Consider the following 16,810-nt stretch of genomic DNA (forward strand, 5'->3'; position numbering starts at 1 on the left):
TGATGCTGCTCCAGCCTCTTGTGAATAGGACTTTGGCGGTTGCTGCAGGGGCAATAGCGACACTCGCTTTTGCCCCTTTTAGTTACCCGCTATTAGCGATTGTCTCTATTGCCACCCTCTACTTGCTGACCCTTAAATCCGATTCAGCGTTCCTGATGGGTTGGCTCTATGGTTTGGGATACTTCACCGCCGGTGTCTCTTGGGTCTATGTGAGTATTCACTTACACGGTGGCATGGGTGTTTTAGCCGCCGCACTGATGACTCTCATGTTCACTGGCGCGTTAGCGATACTCTTTGCCGCACAAATTTGGCTCTACAAACGCCTGTTTACTGACGGCTCAGCACCAGGATTTGTCGCTCTTTGGATCTTGTTTGAATGGGTGAGAAGCTGGCTATTTACCGGCTTCCCTTGGCTGCTCATCGGCTATGCGTTCATCGATACACCACTTATCTCATTAGCCCCGATCGGCGGCGTGTGGCTAGTGTCGGCGATGGTTCTGATCATTGCTGTCTCGGCTTCCCATGTCATCCACCGTAAAAAACCGACCCCTCTCCTACTGATCCTTGCGATATTAGGTGCCTCTTACCTTATTCCGTCACACTGGACAGAGAGTTCAGAAAAGACCGTCTCGATCACATTAATACAGCCCAATTTAGCCCAAGAGTCTAAGTGGCAAATTGAGCAAGTTGATCGACACATACAGAACATTATTAATTTAAGCGTCCAAGCGCCCGCTACCGATCTACTCATTTGGCCTGAGACCGCCGTACCCAAATTAATAGGCCGCGCCATCAACCAGATCAGTCCGCTAGTGGAGATCCTCAACCAACAAGGCACCACGTTAATTTCAGGTTTCCCAAGAAAAGAGTGGAGTGAGAGCCAACAGCGAAACCTGTACCACAACTCGGTGGGCACGTTGACGGGTAAAATCAGCCTGTACGACAAACAGAGACTGGTCCCTTTTGGGGAGTACATTCCCTTTGAAAATCAGTTGCGAGGGCTGATCGCCTTTTTTGATCTCCCCATGTCTAGCTTTAGCTTGCCAGAACAACCAACTTTTCAGGTAGAGACACCTCAGGGGTCGCTGGCGGGCGCAATCTGTTATGAGATCGCCTACCCAGAGTTGGTCAGAGAGAATGCCAATCAGAGTGACATGATTCTGACGCTCTCTAATGACACCTGGTTCGGCGGATCTCATGGCCCAGATCAGCACTTTGAGATCGCCAGAATGCGTGCTATCGAAAATGGTAGGCCCGTGATAAGAGCCACCAACAACGGCATATCAGGATTCATTGATGCCAAGGGTCAAGTCTTAGCGACCGCACCCAGATTCGAGACGGCGATCCTAACCCATGAGATCGCCCCAAGCATGGGCCAAACCCCCTATCAACAGTTGGGGTTGTGGCCAGCGCTTATCCTTGCTGCAGCACTGTTATTAGCCGCGCTATTTAGACATCGCTCGTTCAAACAGAACCGCTGAACAGTCACGACAAGGCTGTAATTTTTGACTCTCGCTCAGCATCTGCTTAGCTCCACACTGTGTACAGACAAACTGTCCAGGTAGCGCGATTTCACCGGCGGCGTAGTGCGCTTCACCATGACTCAACTGCTCACGGAGTAACTCTTGTTCGATACGGGTTTTATCGGCCACTCTCATCAAGCGATCGACAATTCCCTTCTCCAACACAGCAAGGTCCAACTCCAACCAATCAGCCAGCGCTCCGCCGACCTTTTGAACACCGATTGAGAATTGCTTCAGATCACGCATTAGGTAGGCTTTTAGCAGGGCTGCTTCATCTGCAGACATTTCAAGTGCTGTCTGCTCCAGATCAACCGCTTCATTGACCGCTAAGGTAAGTTTCTCAAGCGTCACTTCACTGGCACCATCTAGAGAATCCATCACTTGATCGACCAATTGATCATAACGGCCAGAATCGAGCTTATCTTGGTTTGTATCACTCATAAGCAAACTCCTTTTAAGAGCGGATTATTCAGCAGCCAAACCTGTCGGCGCGACCGCATCTGATGTATCCTATGCAGTATTGAACAGTATTAATGAAATAACCATTGAGCGGTGTCATTTCTTAGCAAAGTAATTTGCTCCAAGAACAATGATGCCGTTTTTATGTTTGCAGAATATAGAGACCGATGAACGAACAGTACCAACCCCAGGATATTGAACCAAAAGTCCAGCAGCAGTGGGAAGAATCCGGCGCATTCAACGTTGAAGAGGATTCCAGCAAAGAGAAGTTTTACTGCCTCTCGATGTTCCCTTACCCAAGTGGTCGCCTGCACATGGGCCACGTACGTAACTACACCATCGGTGATGTCGTCTCTCGATACCAGCGCATGCAGGGAAAAAACGTTCTTCAGCCTATGGGTTGGGACGCCTTTGGCCTACCAGCTGAAAACGCTGCACTTAAAAACAATGTGCCTCCTGCTAACTGGACCTACAGCAATATCGATTACATGCGTAATCAGCTTAAACAGATGGGCTTTGGTTACGACTGGGATCGCGAGCTAGCGACCTGCCACCCGGAGTACTACCGTTGGGAGCAGTGGTTCTTTACTCGTCTTCTTGAGAAAGGCCTGGTCTACAAAAAAGAGGCCGAGGTGAACTGGGACCCAGTTGACCAAACCGTTCTGGCTAACGAGCAAGTGATCGATGGTCGCGGTTGGCGCTCTGGTGCGATTGTTGAGCGTAAGAAAATCCCTCAATGGTTCCTGAAAATTACTGACTACGCAGACCAACTACTGGAAGATCTAGAGAAGCTGGATCATTGGCCAGAGCAGGTCCGCACCATGCAGCGCAACTGGATCGGCCGCTCTAAAGGGGTTGAGCTGAAATTTGCGGTGCCTAACAAAGGTGATCTAGAGGTCTTCACAACCCGCCCTGATACGCTGATGGGTGTTACCTATGTTGCCGTTGCACCACAACACCCTCTAGCACTTGAAGCAGCCGAAAATAACCCAGAACTTGCTAGCTTTATTGATGAGTGTCGTCACCAAAAAGTCGCCGAAGCTGACATGGCGATGATGGAAAAACGCGGCATGCCATTGGGCATCGAAGCCACTCACCCTCTCACTGGTGAAATGGTGCCTGTTTGGACAGCAAACTTTGTTCTGATGGATTACGGCTCAGGCGCTGTCATGGCGGTTCCTGGACACGACCAACGTGACTGGGAGTTTGCAACCAAATACGGACTGAACATCAAACAGGTCATCAAGCCTCTGTCCGACGATCAGACTGTCGACTTGACGCAAGAAGCGTTCACAGAGAAAGGCGTTCTGTGCAACTCGGGTGACTTTGACGATCTAGAGTTCGAAATGGCGTTTAAAGCCATTGCGACTGAACTGAACAACAAAGGTCGCGGTCATACAACCATCAACTTCCGCCTTCGCGATTGGGGTGTTTCACGCCAACGCTACTGGGGCGCACCGATCCCGGTTGTTAATTGTAATAGCTGTGGATCAGTACCCGTACCTGAAGATCAGCTGCCTGTGCTTCTGCCAGAAGAGGTAACCTTCGACGGCGTCGGTTCACCGATTAAAAAGATGGAGAGCTTCATCAAAACAAGCTGTCCAAAGTGTGGCGCAGATGCAGAACGCGAAACGGATACCTTCGACACCTTCATGGAGTCAAGTTGGTACTTTGCTCGCTATGCAAGCCGTTACTCAGACAGTGCGATGCTGGATCCTCAAGCAGCCAACTACTGGCTCCCTGTTGATCAGTACATCGGTGGTATCGAGCACGCTATTTTGCACCTACTCTACTCACGCTTCTATCACAAACTACTGCGTGACGAGGGTCTAGTAAACTCTGATGAACCTTTCACTCGCCTACTCTGTCAGGGCATGGTTCTAGCCGATGGCTACTACTACGAAGATGAACAGGGCGGTAAGGTTTGGATCTCACCGGTTGATGTAGAGACTGAGACAGACGAGAAAGGTCGTGTGACCAAAGCCACTCATAAAGAGACGGGTAAAACGCTGATTCACGACGGCATGTCCAAGATGTCTAAGTCGAAAAACAACGGCATCGACCCTCAGGTTATGATCGATCGATACGGCGCCGATACGGTTCGTCTATTCATGATGTTTGCGGCACCACCAGAACAGTCACTAGAGTGGTCTGACTCAGGTGTGGAAGGTGCACACCGTTTCATCAAACGTCTCTGGAAACAGGCACACGACCATATCGCAGCCGGCCCAGCATCAACTTTAGACACGTCCAAGCTGAATGATGGGCAGAAAGAGCTGCGCCGTAAGACTCATGAAACCATCCAAAAAGTGACGGATGATATTGAGCGCCGCCAGACATTCAATACAGCCATTGCCGCTGTCATGGAGCTTTCAAACAGTATCGGTCGATTCAACGATGACTCCGAGCAAGGACGTGCTTGTAAACAAGAAGCGCTTAGCGCTGCTGTCCAGCTGTTGTCCCCGATCATTCCACACGCAGCCGATCAGCTGCTGACTGAACTGACGGGTGCAAGCCAAAATGATAGCTGGCCAAGCGTTGATGAATCCGCTTTGGTACGTGATAACATCGAGATGATTGTGCAGGTTAATGGCAAACTTCGTGCTCGTATCAATGTTGCCGCCGATGCCGATAAGGACACAATTTTGCAACTGGCCCTGGCTGAAGCTAATGTTCAGAAATACATGGAAGGCCTAACGCTGCGCAAAGAGATTGTTGTACCAGGCAAACTGGTCAACATCGTCGTCAGCTAGGAGTAAAAGATGAAGTTGTCACGTACGTTCGTTGCAGGTTTCGCCATGCTGTTTCTAACAGCTTGTGGCTTCCACCTAAAAGGGCTTTATGAGGTACCACCAGCGTTACAGCAATTAACTCTGGTCGAAAACACCACACAGCCCACTTTGTTAGGCAGAGAGCTGACAACTCAACTGCAACGCAACGGCGTGACCCTAACATCCCGAGCTAAGCTTAAACTGATCGTTGAATCGGCACGCTACAATCGCCGCGCGGTGATTCTTGATGCCAATGCAGATGCACAAGAGTACGAATTGAGCGGTGAAGCTCAATTTGCCATCTATCAAGGTGATAGCACAGCGCCCGCCATTGAGCGCCGAGTCAATGTTCAACGCAGTGTTACCGAAACTTCAGACACCTTGGCGCAAGAGACTCTGGAAGCGCGCTACCGCTCAGAGATCAATCGTGCACTGGCTGAACAGATTATTCGCCAATACCTAAGTTTCGTTCCGCGCTAACCTATGAAAGTTAGAGTTGATCAGCTACCTCAGCAGCTCAACAAGCTAAATACTGCGCTACCGGTGTACCTTGTAACCGGGGACGAAACACTTCAACACGACGAAAGCTGTGACGCCATTCGAGCCCATCTTCGCGGTCTAGAATTCACTGAACGAGAGCTCTATCACATCGATTCCAGCTTTAACTGGGACAGCCTGATGGAGGCCGCCAATAGCCTCTCTCTATTTGCAGAGCGCAAAATTATTGAGTTACGACTCGGTTCACAAAAGATCAAAAAAGCCGAATCAGATCTGCTACAACGCTATCTAGAGAACCCTGCGCCCGATACGGTGATATTCATTTTGGCTGATCGACTCGATGCCGGTGCGAAAAAGAGCGCCTGGTTCAAGCTGGTCGAAAAGCTCGGGCTAGTGGTTGAAATCTGGCCCATTGAAGTTGACCAACTCCCGCGCTGGCTAGCGACACGCCTTCAATCTTTTCCAATCTCTATGGATCAAGAGGCGATCGGCGTCTTAGCCGATCGTGTAGAGGGCAACCTACTCGCGGCACAACAAGAGTTAGAGAAGCTCTCTCTGCTCTACCCCAACCAAACCCTTGATGCCAACCAGGTTGCCGAGGCGGTTGGCGACATGTCACGATTTGATGCCTTTGCACTTGCAGATGCGGCGATACAAAGACAACCTGCAAGAGTACAACACATTCTGCAGGCGCTAAGACAAGAGGGTGTCGAACCGACCTTCATACTCTGGGCCATTTCACGTGAGTTGCGCACGCTAAGCAGCGTGATTACAGAGATATCAGAAGGGAAGAATTACGATACGATTGCGAACAGACTGAGACTGTTTAGCAAACGTAAAACCGCTATTCGCAATGCCAGTCGTCAGATTAAAGTCTCGGAGATTGAGCAGTTACTGCGACTTTGTGGACAAGCTGATCAGGCCGTTAAAGGACAACTACCGACCGACCCCTGGTTAATAATTGGACAGATCTGCTTACGCCTAGCGGGTGTCGAGATGGCTTCACTCCATACCCAACACTCAGCCCCTTAAGCAAGCCTAACCACCTCAGACCTTAGCTACTTGGCTCCCGCAAAAGAGAGCTGCCGCCACGCCTCATAAACAACAATGGCACAGGCATTAGACAGATTCAAACTGCGTGAATCAGGGCACATCGGCAAGGTAATTGCATCGGTCGAATCGATGACACTCTGAGGCAGACCCCGTGTCTCCGGGCCCAATAGAATCATATCACCCGATGCAAAATCAGCATCGGTATAGGCGCGATCCGTTTTGGTCGTCATCGACCATACTTTTCTTGGGGAGACTGATTGAATACAGGCTTCTAATGACTCATGAACTTTCATAGAGGCAAACTCGGCATAATCCAATCCCGCTCTGCGCAGGCGCTTATCATCCAGCTCAAAGCCGAGGGGTTTAATCAAATGAAGGGAGAAACCCGTGTTAGCACACAGGCGAATAATATTTCCGGTATTGGGTGGTATCTCGGGTTCGTAAAGAGCAACGTGAAGCATATCGGCACCTAAACTGTTAGATGCCGATTGTAGCATTAAGCGACTCTAATCCGCCTCAATACCCAGCTCTTTTAGCTTGCGGGTTAGGGTATTTCGCCCCCAGCCTAAAAGTTCAGACGCATCACGTTTACGGCCACCCGTATGTTTAAGCGCAGTCTCTATCAACACCTGCTCAAACTGACGTTCAGCCTCTTTGAGGATGCCCCTCTCCCCTTCAAAGAGACGCTGATCAGCCCAGCCACGCAGTGCTTGTTCCCAATTACCATGAACAACAGGGCGTTCATTTGAGGACTCTAGAAGCTCTGGTGGTAAATCAGAGACAAGAACCTCTCGACCAGACGCCATCACGGTAATCCAGCGACAGGTGTTTTCCAGCTGTCGCACATTACCTGGCCAAGTCAGATCGCGCAGAAAACGCTCTGTTTCCGGCTTAAGAATCTTAGTCTCAACGCCCAGCTCTTTCGCCGAACGTGACAAAAAGTGGCGAGCGAGACGAGGAATATCTTCACGACGCTCATTTAACGAGGGGATGTGAACTCGAATCACGTTTAGACGGTGGAACAGATCCTCACGAAACTTGCCCTCTTTAACGAGGTTTTCGAGATTTTGGTGGGTAGCTGCAATGATTCGAACATCAACTTTAACCGGTGTATGACCACCGACACGGTAGAACTCACCGTCAGCAAGAACACGCAAGAGTCGAGTTTGAGTATCCGCAGGCATATCGCCGATCTCATCAAGGAACAGTGTGCCACCATCGGCCTGTTCAAAACGGCCACGGCGCGAAGCTTGAGCTCCGGTAAAGGCACCCTTTTCATGCCCGAACAGTTCAGACTCAATCAAGTCATGTGGAATAGCCGCCATGTTCAATGGAATAAACTCATTACCCGCACGCGGACTGTGGCGATGCAGAGCATGGGCCACCAGCTCTTTACCTGTACCAGACTCACCATTGATCAATACAGTAATCGGGGAATGAGACAGACGACCAATGGCACGGAACACCTCCTGCATAGCCGGCGCCTCACCAATGATCTCAGGTGTATCATCTTCAACAATCACTTCGGTTTGTTGACGCTGCTCTTCAACGTGCTGCACCGCTCGCTGAACCAGCGCTACCGCCTCATCAATATCAAATGGCTTAGGCAAGTACTCAAAGGCACCACCTTGATAAGAGGCAACCGCGGAATCTAAATCTGAGTGAGCGGTCATGATGATAGTCGGAATGTCTGCATAATCAGCTTGAAGCTGCTCTAGCATCTCAAGACCATCAATGCCCGGCATACGAATATCGCTGATAATCACATCAGGCTGTTCACGCTTAATTTTACGCAGCAACGCATCGCCCGACTCAAACACTTCTGTCGCCAAGCCACTGCCAGAGATCGCTTTCTCTAAAACCCAACGTATTGAGCGATCATCATCTACTATCCAAACGGTTGCTGGCTTAGCCATCTCAACTCTCCAAAGGAATTAAAATTTTAAAATTTGTTGTACTGGGTTTCGAGGCGACCTCGATTAAACCCTGGTGCTGACCAATAACAGATTGGGCAATCGATAGTCCCAACCCAGACCCTTCCGCACGACCGGTCACCATCGGATAGAACACGGAATCTAAAAGATCCTTTGGTATGCCCGGACCGTTATCGATAATCTCTACGCAGCAGACCAGTCGATGCTGCTCTGCGCCCAGCGTAATTCGTCTGAGCGCTCGTGTTTTCATACGGATTTGCGGAGCGGCTGTTTCAGACTCTTTCAGGGCCTGCATCGCATTTCTGCAGATGTTTAAAACCGCTTGGATCAACTGTTCACTGTCGCCGTTAAACTCCGGCAGACTTGGGTCGTAGTCACGAACCAACTGAATCTCTTGCTCGCTTTCAACTTCAATCAGAGCACGCACACGCTCGAGCACCTCGTGAATGTTCACCGGGTGTATGTTGGGCTTCTTGTAAGGCCCCATCAGACGATCCACCAGATTTCTTAACCGATCCGCTTCATCGATGATAATTCCGGTGAACTCTTTAAGCCCCTCATCATCCAGCTCGCGCTCTAGCAACTGTGCAGAGCCGCGAATCCCGCCCAACGGGTTCTTGATCTCATGTGCCAAGCCACGCACAAGCACTTTGGCGGTGGCATGTCGATTCAACATCTCCTCTTCACGCTCAATTCGAACCAGGCGATCACGTGGGTGCAACTCCATCAGTAGAAACCCATTCGGTAACCTTGAGATGGTGTAATCCGTCATCAACTCGTTACCACCAAAGGTAATCAGAGCGGCTTCGCGTTTACTGACATGCTGTCCCGTCGCAGAGACACTCTCTAATAGCTTGAGCTCCTCTTCGGAACCAATAAAGAGATACTCGATGTGTGAATTTTTTAAGCGTTTAAAGCTACCCTCTAACAGAACCTCAGCGGCCGGATTCATATACTTCAACTCGAACTTCTGCCCCAGTACCAATACAGCCGTATTGAGGTTTTCAAGAATCAATTTGTACTGTTGCGATCCGAACATTAGGTATTCCCAAGGGTTTTGATGACTTAACAGCTCTACTCTAGCGTTAAGCCTTAATAGCTCTACTTAATAAGCAAAAAGGTTGCCAACTCAGCGAAACCCAGTAACCACGGGCTTTTGAGTTTTAGCATGCACAATAGAATGGCATATATGAAGATATTATGCACCATTTTGGTGCGAGGTGTTTTGTGCGCATCCATGCGCCTGCAGGATACTGTTCGTCCTGGCATACCCTGCTCCTGCGCATCCATGCGCCTGCAGGATACCGTCCATCCTGGACATAAAAAACCCGGCAGGTGCCGGGTTTTTTGAATCGATAAGATCTTAAACTGAGTAGTAAAGATCGTATTCGATTGGGTGAGTTGTCTGGCTCACTTGAGCACACTCTTCACGCTTAAGTTCGATGTAAGCGTTTAGCATGTCTTCAGTGAATACGCCGCCGCGAGTTAGGAACTCGTGATCAGCTTCTAGAGCGTCCAGAGCTTCTTCTAGTGAAGAACAAACCTGTGGGATCTGAGCAGCTTCTTCAGCTGGTAGATCGTAAAGGTCTTTGTCTGCTGCATCGCCAGGGTGGATCTTGTTCTGGATACCGTCAAGACCCGCCATCATTAGCGCAGAGAACGCTAGGTATGGGTTAGCGATTGGATCAGGGAAGCGTGTCTCGATACGACGGCCTTTAGGGCTAGTTACGTATGGGATACGGATAGAAGCTGAACGGTTACGAGCTGAGTAAGCTAGCATAACTGGTGCTTCGAAGCCTGGAACAAGACGCTTGTACGAGTTAGTACCTGGGTTACATAGAGCGTTAAGCGCTTTAGCGTGCTTGATGATACCGCCGATGTAGTAAAGAGCTTCTTCAGATAGGCCCGCGTATGCGTCGCCAGCGAAGATGTTAACACCGCCTTTAGATAGAGACTGGTGAACGTGCATACCAGAGCCGTTGTCACCAACGATTGGCTTAGGCATGAACGTAGCTGTTTTACCGTAAGCGTGAGCAACGTTGTGAACTGCGTACTTAAGAATCTGAACTTCGTCAGCTTTCTTAACAAGGGTGTTACCTGCCACACCGATTTCACACTGACCAGCAGTTGCTACTTCGTGGTGGTGTACTTCTACGTGCAGACCCATCGCTGTCATCGCGTCACACATTGCAGCACGAAGATCGTGTAGAGAGTCTACTGGTGGTACTGGGAAGTAACCGCCTTTAACGCGTGGACGGTGACCTGTGTTACCGCCTTCGAATTTGCTGTTAGAAGACCATGCAGCTTCTTCAGAAGATACAGTGTAGCCACAACCAGACATGTCAGAGTGGAAGTGAACTTCGTCAAATACGAAGAACTCTGGCTCTGGACCGAACATAGCGCTGTCAGCGATACCTGTTGATTTCAGGTACTCTTCTGCACGCTTAGCAACAGAACGTGGATCACGCTCGTAACCAAGACCTGTAGCAGGCTCAACGATGTCACAACGGATGATGACTGTTGCATCTTCAGAGAATGGATCAACGATAGATGAAGAGTCATCTGGACGAAGGATCATGTCAGAGTCGTTAATACCCTTCCAACCTTGGATAGATGAGCCATCAAACATTTTGCCGTCTTCGAAGAAGTCGTCACCCATTTCGTGAACTGGGATAGTTACGTGCTGCTCTTTACCTTTAGAGTCTGTAAAGCGAAGGTCGATCCACTTCGCGTCAGTTTCTTTGATCAGATTTAGTGTCTGTTCAGACATTATGGCTCTCTCCATTATCAGATATTGCCAGACTAGTAGCCTTGGGTTTAAGCCTGCACCATGCAAGCTCAGTCTTCCTAACGAGCTAGCAAACAGTATGCCAACTCGAAAAAAGTCTTTATTTACGGTGATTTACCGCATCAGCAACGAATCACCAATGACAATAAACGCACCAATTTGATGCACACCTAAAACATACGCACCACAATGGTGCTTTAAACTATTACTAGTCTGTCGATGTGTGCCAATATGATACTCCAGCCAAAAAATTTTGCACTAGATTCGCTTCTAACAATTGTTCATATGGTCCAAATTTATTGGCTATTAATTCGCCTTGATCACGCTCGACGCGTATAATCCGCGCATCTTTAATTAATGAGACTCACCTCGTGATCGAAAATCTTCGCAATATCGCCATCATCGCACACGTCGACCATGGCAAAACCACCCTAGTTGATAAACTTCTAGAGCAGTCAGGTACCCTTGGCCGTCGTGATGAAGGCGCTGAGCGCGTCATGGACTCAAACGACCAAGAGAAAGAGCGTGGCATCACCATCCTTGCCAAAAACACCGCCATCACTTGGAACGACTACCGCATCAACATCGTCGATACTCCTGGGCACGCCGATTTCGGTGGTGAGGTAGAGCGTGTTATGTCGATGGTTGACTCGGTCCTTCTGCTTGTTGATGCAGTTGATGGTCCAATGCCACAAACACGCTTCGTTACTCAGAAAGCCTTTGCACGCGGCCTTAAGCCAATCGTTGTTATCAACAAAATCGACCGTCCTGGTGCACGTCCAGATTGGGTTATGGATCAGGTTTTCGAACTGTTCGACAACCTAGGCGCTACCGATGAGCAGTTGGACTTCCCGATTGTCTACGCCTCAGCGATCAACGGTATTGCGGGTGATGATCACGAAGCTATGGCTGACGATATGACGCCTCTATTTGAAGCGATCATCAAGCACGTTGATGCGCCTCACGTCGATACAGAAGGTCCATTCCAGATGCAGGTCTCTGCGTTGGACTACAACAGCTTTGTCGGTGTTATCGGTGTGGGTCGTATCTCACGCGGTAAGATCTCTACCAACACGCCTGTTAAAGTCATCGATTCACACGCAAAAATGCGTTCAGGTCGTATCCTTAAGATCATGGGCTACCACGGTCTTGATCGTGTCGATGTCGACAGTGCACAAGCAGGTGACATTGTCTGTATTACCGGTCTAGACGAACTCAACATCTCAGATACGCTGTGTCACCCAGATGTTGTTGAAGCACTACCAGCACTCTCTGTCGATGAGCCAACCGTCTCTATGACATTCCAGGTCAACGACTCTCCGTTTGCCGGTAAAGAGGGCAAATTCGTTACCAGCCGTAACATCAAAGAGCGTCTAGAGCGCGAATTGATTCACAACGTAGCACTGCGTGTAGAGCCGGGTGATAGCCCTGAGAAATTCCGTGTATCAGGTCGTGGTGAACTTCACCTATCGGTACTGATTGAGACCATGCGCCGTGAAGGCTTCGAACTTGGCATCAGCCGTCCTGAAGTAATTCAGAAAGAGGTAGATGGCGAAATCCACGAACCTTACGAGATCGTTATGATCGACGTTGAAGAGCAGCACCAGGGCTCGATCATCGAAGAGCTAGGCATGCGTCGCGGTGACATGACGAATATGGAAGTTGACGGCAAAGGCCGCTGTCGCCTGACCTTTATGATCCCTTCTCGCGGTTTGATCGGCTTCCGTAGCCAATTCCTAACCATGACGTCTGGTACTGGTATCATGAACTCAATCTTTGACCACTACGGTGTGGTGAAAGAGGGTGAGACGGTGACTCGTAACAACGGCGTACTGGTTTCGATGGTTAACGGTAAAGTACTGGGCTACGCACTCTTCTCTCTTCAGGAGCGCGGTCGCCTCATGATCGGTCCAAACATTGAAGTGTACGAAGGCATGGTCATTGGTATCCATAGCCGCTCGAATGACCTAACGGTTAACCCAACCAAAGGTAAGCAGCTAACCAACGTCCGAGCCTCAGGTACTGATGAGAACATCGTGCTAACGCCACCTATCCGCTTTACTCTAGAGCAGGCTCTAGACTTCATTGAAGATGATGAGTTGGTTGAAGTAACACCTGAGAACATCCGTATTCGTAAGAAGTTCTTGAAAGAGCATGAGCGTAAACGCGCTAAGCGTTAATTAATTTGCAATAAATGCAAAACATAAAACGGTGCCAATGCAAATTGAGCACCGTTTTTTTATATTCAAACGAAATAAACGGAGTAAACTAAAGTCCAAGAAATCTTGAAGTGACAAACTAGGAACCACCTAATGACCAACAGCATTTTTTACCGGGTCAGCCCTATTCTTTTTTCAATTATTGGTATGGCGCTTAGCCACAACCTATTCTTTATCATCCTCCCTTTAAGAATGCAGTCGGCGGGCATTGAGTCTTCACAAGTCGGTATTGCTATGGGTATGTTTGCCGCCGGCTCTATCCTGGCAGGGATGTTTGGCGCCAAAGTCGTCAACCGCGTCGGTCATATCCGCGCCTTTGCAACAATGGCTGCAACACTGTCGATCGTCTCAATACTGCACACACTTCTTGAATCGTTCATCATCACTTCCCTGTTAAGGGTCGTTGCAGGCTTCTGCTTCATCACCAGTTTTATTACTCTGGAGAGCTGGCTTAATGTCACCAGTGATAGCAGCAACCGCGGTAAACTGTTCAGTGTCTACCAGATATTCTTTGCTGTCGGATTCGGTTCAGCACCTTTTGTGATGAACATTTTCGAAGAGAGTGATTTTAGACTGTTCGGTATTATCAGCGCCGTATTAGCGATCGCTCTGATTATTATGTCGATGTCACGCATGCCAGCACCCGAGCTACCTGGCCGAAGCCGCCCAATGTCATTTGGGCAACTATGGAAGGTCTCTCCATCAGGTACTCTATCTTGCCTGGTGGCCGGTTCTATTGGCTCCGCAAGCGTATCACTGATCGCTCTATACGCTTACGATCGAGGCTTTAGCGGCACACTACTATCAATCATTTTAGGCTCCTATTTGCTTGGGGGCCTCATGACACAATACCCAACTGGCTGGTTTGCGGATCGTTTCGATAAACGTACGGTGGGCGCTGTATTAATGATGATTGGTGTCGGTGCAAATGCCGTCATCATTATCGATTTTTACAGCGCTCTACCCACCTGGTTCGTCACCTTCTTCTTCCTACTGTCAGGGGGCGCTGGGGCCGCTATTTTCCCGCTAGCTGTGACACAGGTGTTCGACCACATCGACAGTAAAGAGGCGATGCCTGCAACCAGTATGATGCAAATTCTATTAGGCGTCGGTGGTGTCGTCGGCCCTATCGTGGCGGGCGCTATGATGGAGTGGTTTAGCTCTGTTTGGCTCTACTTCTACGTCATTTCACTGCATCTACTGCTGATGCTCTTCTTATTAGTGCGTAAGCTCTTCTTGCGAACCGAACGTCTAGAACCCGCTCAGCCCTACCAGTTCACAACCAACCCTGCATCCGTGCCTCCTCTTGAGGAGTACGTGGCTGCAGAGATTGCAGAGCCGGCGCTTAAACTGTTGATTGAGGCACTCAAACAGAACCCGAAAGATCCTCAGCACCTAATAAAAACTGCACTGGAATCTGCTCACCTAAAAGCAGAAGAGGTAGCATTACAGATGGTATTAAAGCTGCCCAAACGAGCGGGTGAGTTAACCGAACACTTAGTCACAATCTATCCAGAGAATCGACTAAAGGTAGCTAAGTCATTGACCGACTTCTTTGATCTGCATAAAACCCGTATCAATTACGCCATTGTGGGAGGGCTTAAAACGGATGCGAGCCCACAGGAGATATTTGAGATCGATCGATTAATTGAGCTGCGTAAGAAACGCCTAGAAGATGCGGGGTTACCAGTAGAATGAGAACACTCTACCCAGAAATAAGTGCCTACCACAGCGAGCAACTGGATGTAGGCAAAGGGCACAGCCTCTTTTTAGAGCTTTCAGGCAACCCCAATGGCGAGCCTATTCTGTTCGTCCACGGCGGGCCAGGCGGTGGTTGTTCGCCCGAGCATCGACGCTTTTTTAACCCAGAACATTACAAAATCATTCTATTTGATCAACGCGGCTGTGGGCGCTCGACGCCGCATGGCAGTTTAGAAAACAACACAACGGAACACTTAATCGCTGATATTGAAAAGATTCGTACCCATCTCGGCCTAGATAAGTGGGCACTATTTGGCGGTAGTTGGGGTTCTACGTTAAGCCTTGCCTACGCACAATCTCACCCAGAGCGAGTCAATGCACTGTTTCTAAGAGGTATATTCCTCTGTCGACCTAGAGATATTCAGTGGTTTTACCAAGAGGGAGCAAGCTATGTATTCCCTGACCATTGGGAATCATTTATAGCACCGATACCGGCCGATCAGAGAAACGACATGGTCAGCAGCTACTATAAAGTTCTGACCAGTGATAATGAACTAGAGCGTATGGCAGCAGCAAAGGCTTGGTCTATTTGGGAGGGACGCTGCTCCACATTAGATCCTAACCCTAGTTTGGTTGACCACTTTGGTGATCCTCATGTCGCATTAGCCATGGCGCGTATCGAAGCACACTATTTTGCCAACAACTCTTTTATGTCTGAAAACCAACTGCTCAATCACTGTGATCGCATCAAAAAGATACCGACCTGGATTGTTCATGGCCGATATGACATGGTTTGCCCTATTGAGCAGGCACACCTATTGGCTAAAGAACTGCCTCAAGCAAACTTTGATATCGTTCGTGATGCCGGACACTCAGCCTTTGAGCCGGGCATTACAGACCGTTTAATCCATGCCACCGATCATTATCTGGAGTTAACCAGCTAATGAAAGGACTTATTCAACGAGTCAGCAGTGCTAGCGTTGTAGTAGACGGCAACTGCGTCGGTGAAATAGATCATGGGATACTTCTTTTACTCGGTGTAGAGAAAGAGGATGACCGATCAAAAGCCGATAAACTACTCGACAAGGTGATCAACTACCGCATCTTTAGCGATGAATCGGACAAGATGAACCTTAGCCTTAAAAATATTGAAGGCGAGTTACTGGTGGTCTCTCAATTTACGCTGGTAGCCGAAACCTCCAAGGGCAAACGACCGGGTTTTTCAAAAGGGGCATCTCCAGCACTGGGTGAAGAGCTCTACAACTACTTTGTAGAAGCGGCTAACAAAACGGGGCTTAAAGTTGCGACCGGGAAGTTTGGTGCCGATATGAAAGTATCACTAACCAATGATGGGCCGGTTACGTTTTGGTTGGAGAGTTAGGAAACGTAGGATCGGTTTTGCGAAGGCCGCGATCAATAGGAGCGTAATTAGAGAATGGTGTCAGACCGGAGGTCAGACACCGGAGCAGTGAAGTAACTTCGGAGCACCGGGTCTGACCTCTGGTCTGACCCGACTATCTGATCCGGCAGAGGGTCTCTTACGAAGTCCGACTGTAGGAGCGAACTGCCGCGTAGCGGCAGACCGCGATCACCGCGAAGCGGTGTATCAATGATTATGGACTGGTGCGAGGTTTATCTAACGGAGTAGGCAATGACCTACAATAGGTTACGAACGGTGTTCGTAATCGCTTCGCGACGCCGTTGGCGCCTCCCCGCCGCACTTTCAGTGCATGCGTGGTCACATGGGCATTCGCTCAGAAGTCTCCTTGCTCCAAACATAAAAAAAGGGCCATCCGAACGGATGACCCTTTTTCTATGTTAGGTGCCTGGCAATGACCTACTCTCACATGGGGAAACCCCACAC

13 protein-coding genes are annotated in these 16,810 nt (G+C 49.3%); 8 read left to right on the plus strand and 5 right to left on the minus strand.

What is annotated here, in order from left to right; genetic code table 11:
- Positions 1-2: 2 nt before the first annotated feature.
- Complete coding sequence (gene lnt / locus XMM383_RS11380; protein ID WP_173482217.1) at positions 3-1,481, plus strand: apolipoprotein N-acyltransferase; 1,479 nt, start codon at positions 3-5, stop codon at positions 1,479-1,481.
- Here the strand turns inward: lnt and XMM383_RS11385 are convergent.
- Entirely contained in the window at positions 1,446-1,964 is a 519-nt protein-coding gene (locus tag XMM383_RS11385) for a metalloendopeptidase (RefSeq protein ID WP_173482216.1), read from the minus strand. The two genes, lnt and XMM383_RS11385, sit on opposite strands and share 36 nt — an antisense overlap.
- Positions 1,965-2,149: 185 nt before the next feature.
- Between XMM383_RS11385 and leuS the strand changes: the two genes are divergently transcribed.
- Genes leuS through holA form a run of 3 tightly spaced genes read left to right on the plus strand, consistent with a single transcriptional unit; the run spans position 2,150 to position 6,283 of the window.
- Complete coding sequence (leuS, locus tag XMM383_RS11390) at positions 2,150-4,735, plus strand: leucine--tRNA ligase (protein WP_173482215.1); 2,586 nt, start codon at positions 2,150-2,152, stop codon at positions 4,733-4,735.
- 9 nt (positions 4,736-4,744) lie between these two features.
- The gene (gene lptE / locus XMM383_RS11395; protein WP_173495078.1) at positions 4,745-5,233 is read left to right on the plus strand and encodes an LPS assembly lipoprotein LptE; all 489 of its coding nucleotides are present in this window, start codon (positions 4,745-4,747) and stop codon (positions 5,231-5,233) included.
- 3 nt (positions 5,234-5,236) lie between these two features.
- Positions 5,237-6,283 carry a DNA polymerase III subunit delta gene (holA, locus tag XMM383_RS11400; RefSeq protein ID WP_173483441.1) on the plus strand — a complete coding sequence of 349 codons (1,047 nt, stop codon included), beginning with the start codon at positions 5,237-5,239 and terminating at the stop codon, positions 6,281-6,283.
- Positions 6,284-6,309: 26 nt separating this feature from the next.
- On the opposite strand, the gene trmL is transcribed toward holA, so the two are convergent.
- The 4 genes from trmL to glnA all read right to left on the minus strand — a co-directional run bounded on the left by trmL (position 6,310) and on the right by glnA (position 11,008).
- Positions 6,310-6,765 carry a tRNA (uridine(34)/cytosine(34)/5-carboxymethylaminomethyluridine(34)-2'-O)-methyltransferase TrmL gene (trmL, locus tag XMM383_RS11405; protein WP_173482245.1) on the minus strand — a complete coding sequence of 152 codons (456 nt, stop codon included), beginning with the start codon at positions 6,763-6,765 and terminating at the stop codon, positions 6,310-6,312.
- Positions 6,766-6,810: 45 nt separating this feature from the next.
- The gene (gene glnG / locus XMM383_RS11410) at positions 6,811-8,220 is read right to left on the minus strand and encodes a nitrogen regulation protein NR(I) (RefSeq protein WP_173482212.1); all 1,410 of its coding nucleotides are present in this window, start codon (positions 8,218-8,220) and stop codon (positions 6,811-6,813) included.
- Position 8,221: 1 nt separating this feature from the next.
- Positions 8,222-9,277, minus strand: coding sequence for a nitrogen regulation protein NR(II) (gene glnL, locus XMM383_RS11415; RefSeq protein WP_173482211.1), 1,056 nt, complete (start codon positions 9,275-9,277; stop codon positions 8,222-8,224).
- A gap of 324 nt (positions 9,278-9,601) precedes the next feature.
- A complete protein-coding gene (gene glnA, locus XMM383_RS11420) occupies positions 9,602-11,008 on the minus strand; it encodes a glutamate--ammonia ligase (RefSeq protein ID WP_173482210.1) in 1,407 nt (468 codons plus the stop codon).
- A gap of 389 nt (positions 11,009-11,397) precedes the next feature.
- Between glnA and typA the strand changes: the two genes are divergently transcribed.
- The 4 genes from typA to dtd all read left to right on the plus strand — a co-directional run bounded on the left by typA (position 11,398) and on the right by dtd (position 16,327).
- Positions 11,398-13,206 (plus strand): translational GTPase TypA, encoded by a 1,809-nt coding sequence (gene typA, locus XMM383_RS11425; RefSeq protein WP_173482209.1) that lies wholly within the window; start codon positions 11,398-11,400, stop codon positions 13,204-13,206.
- Positions 13,207-13,338: 132 nt separating this feature from the next.
- Positions 13,339-14,943, plus strand: coding sequence for an MFS transporter (locus XMM383_RS11430; RefSeq protein WP_173482208.1), 1,605 nt, complete (start codon positions 13,339-13,341; stop codon positions 14,941-14,943).
- Positions 14,940-15,890 (plus strand): prolyl aminopeptidase, encoded by a 951-nt coding sequence (gene pip, locus XMM383_RS11435; protein WP_173489278.1) that lies wholly within the window; start codon positions 14,940-14,942, stop codon positions 15,888-15,890. The genes XMM383_RS11430 and pip overlap by 4 nt, the downstream gene beginning before the upstream one ends.
- Complete coding sequence (dtd, locus tag XMM383_RS11440) at positions 15,890-16,327, plus strand: D-aminoacyl-tRNA deacylase (protein ID WP_173483774.1); 438 nt, start codon at positions 15,890-15,892, stop codon at positions 16,325-16,327. The genes pip and dtd overlap by 1 nt, the downstream gene beginning before the upstream one ends.
- The last annotated feature ends 483 nt before the right edge of the window (positions 16,328-16,810 follow it).

The sequence above is a fragment of the Marinobacterium sp. xm-m-383 genome (assembly GCF_013283255.1).
In the GTDB taxonomy this organism is placed as follows: Bacteria; Pseudomonadota; Gammaproteobacteria; order Pseudomonadales; family Balneatricaceae; genus Marinobacterium_E.

Coding starts and splice junctions, on each gene's coding strand:
- lnt (WP_173482217.1), top strand. CDS start 3: ATGCTGCTCCAGCCTCTTGTGAATAGGACTTTGGCGGTTGCTGCAGGG.
- XMM383_RS11385 (WP_173482216.1), bottom strand. CDS start 1,964: ATGAGTGATACAAACCAAGATAAGCTCGATTCTGGCCGTTATGATCAA.
- leuS (WP_173482215.1), top strand. CDS start 2,150: ATGAACGAACAGTACCAACCCCAGGATATTGAACCAAAAGTCCAGCAG.
- lptE (WP_173495078.1), top strand. CDS start 4,745: ATGAAGTTGTCACGTACGTTCGTTGCAGGTTTCGCCATGCTGTTTCTA.
- holA (WP_173483441.1), top strand. CDS start 5,237: ATGAAAGTTAGAGTTGATCAGCTACCTCAGCAGCTCAACAAGCTAAAT.
- trmL (WP_173482245.1), bottom strand. CDS start 6,765: ATGCTTCACGTTGCTCTTTACGAACCCGAGATACCACCCAATACCGGA.
- glnG (WP_173482212.1), bottom strand. CDS start 8,220: ATGGCTAAGCCAGCAACCGTTTGGATAGTAGATGATGATCGCTCAATA.
- glnL (WP_173482211.1), bottom strand. CDS start 9,277: ATGTTCGGATCGCAACAGTACAAATTGATTCTTGAAAACCTCAATACG.
- glnA (WP_173482210.1), bottom strand. CDS start 11,008: ATGTCTGAACAGACACTAAATCTGATCAAAGAAACTGACGCGAAGTGG.
- XMM383_RS11430 (WP_173482208.1), top strand. CDS start 13,339: ATGACCAACAGCATTTTTTACCGGGTCAGCCCTATTCTTTTTTCAATT.
- pip (WP_173489278.1), top strand. CDS start 14,940: ATGAGAACACTCTACCCAGAAATAAGTGCCTACCACAGCGAGCAACTG.
- dtd (WP_173483774.1), top strand. CDS start 15,890: ATGAAAGGACTTATTCAACGAGTCAGCAGTGCTAGCGTTGTAGTAGAC.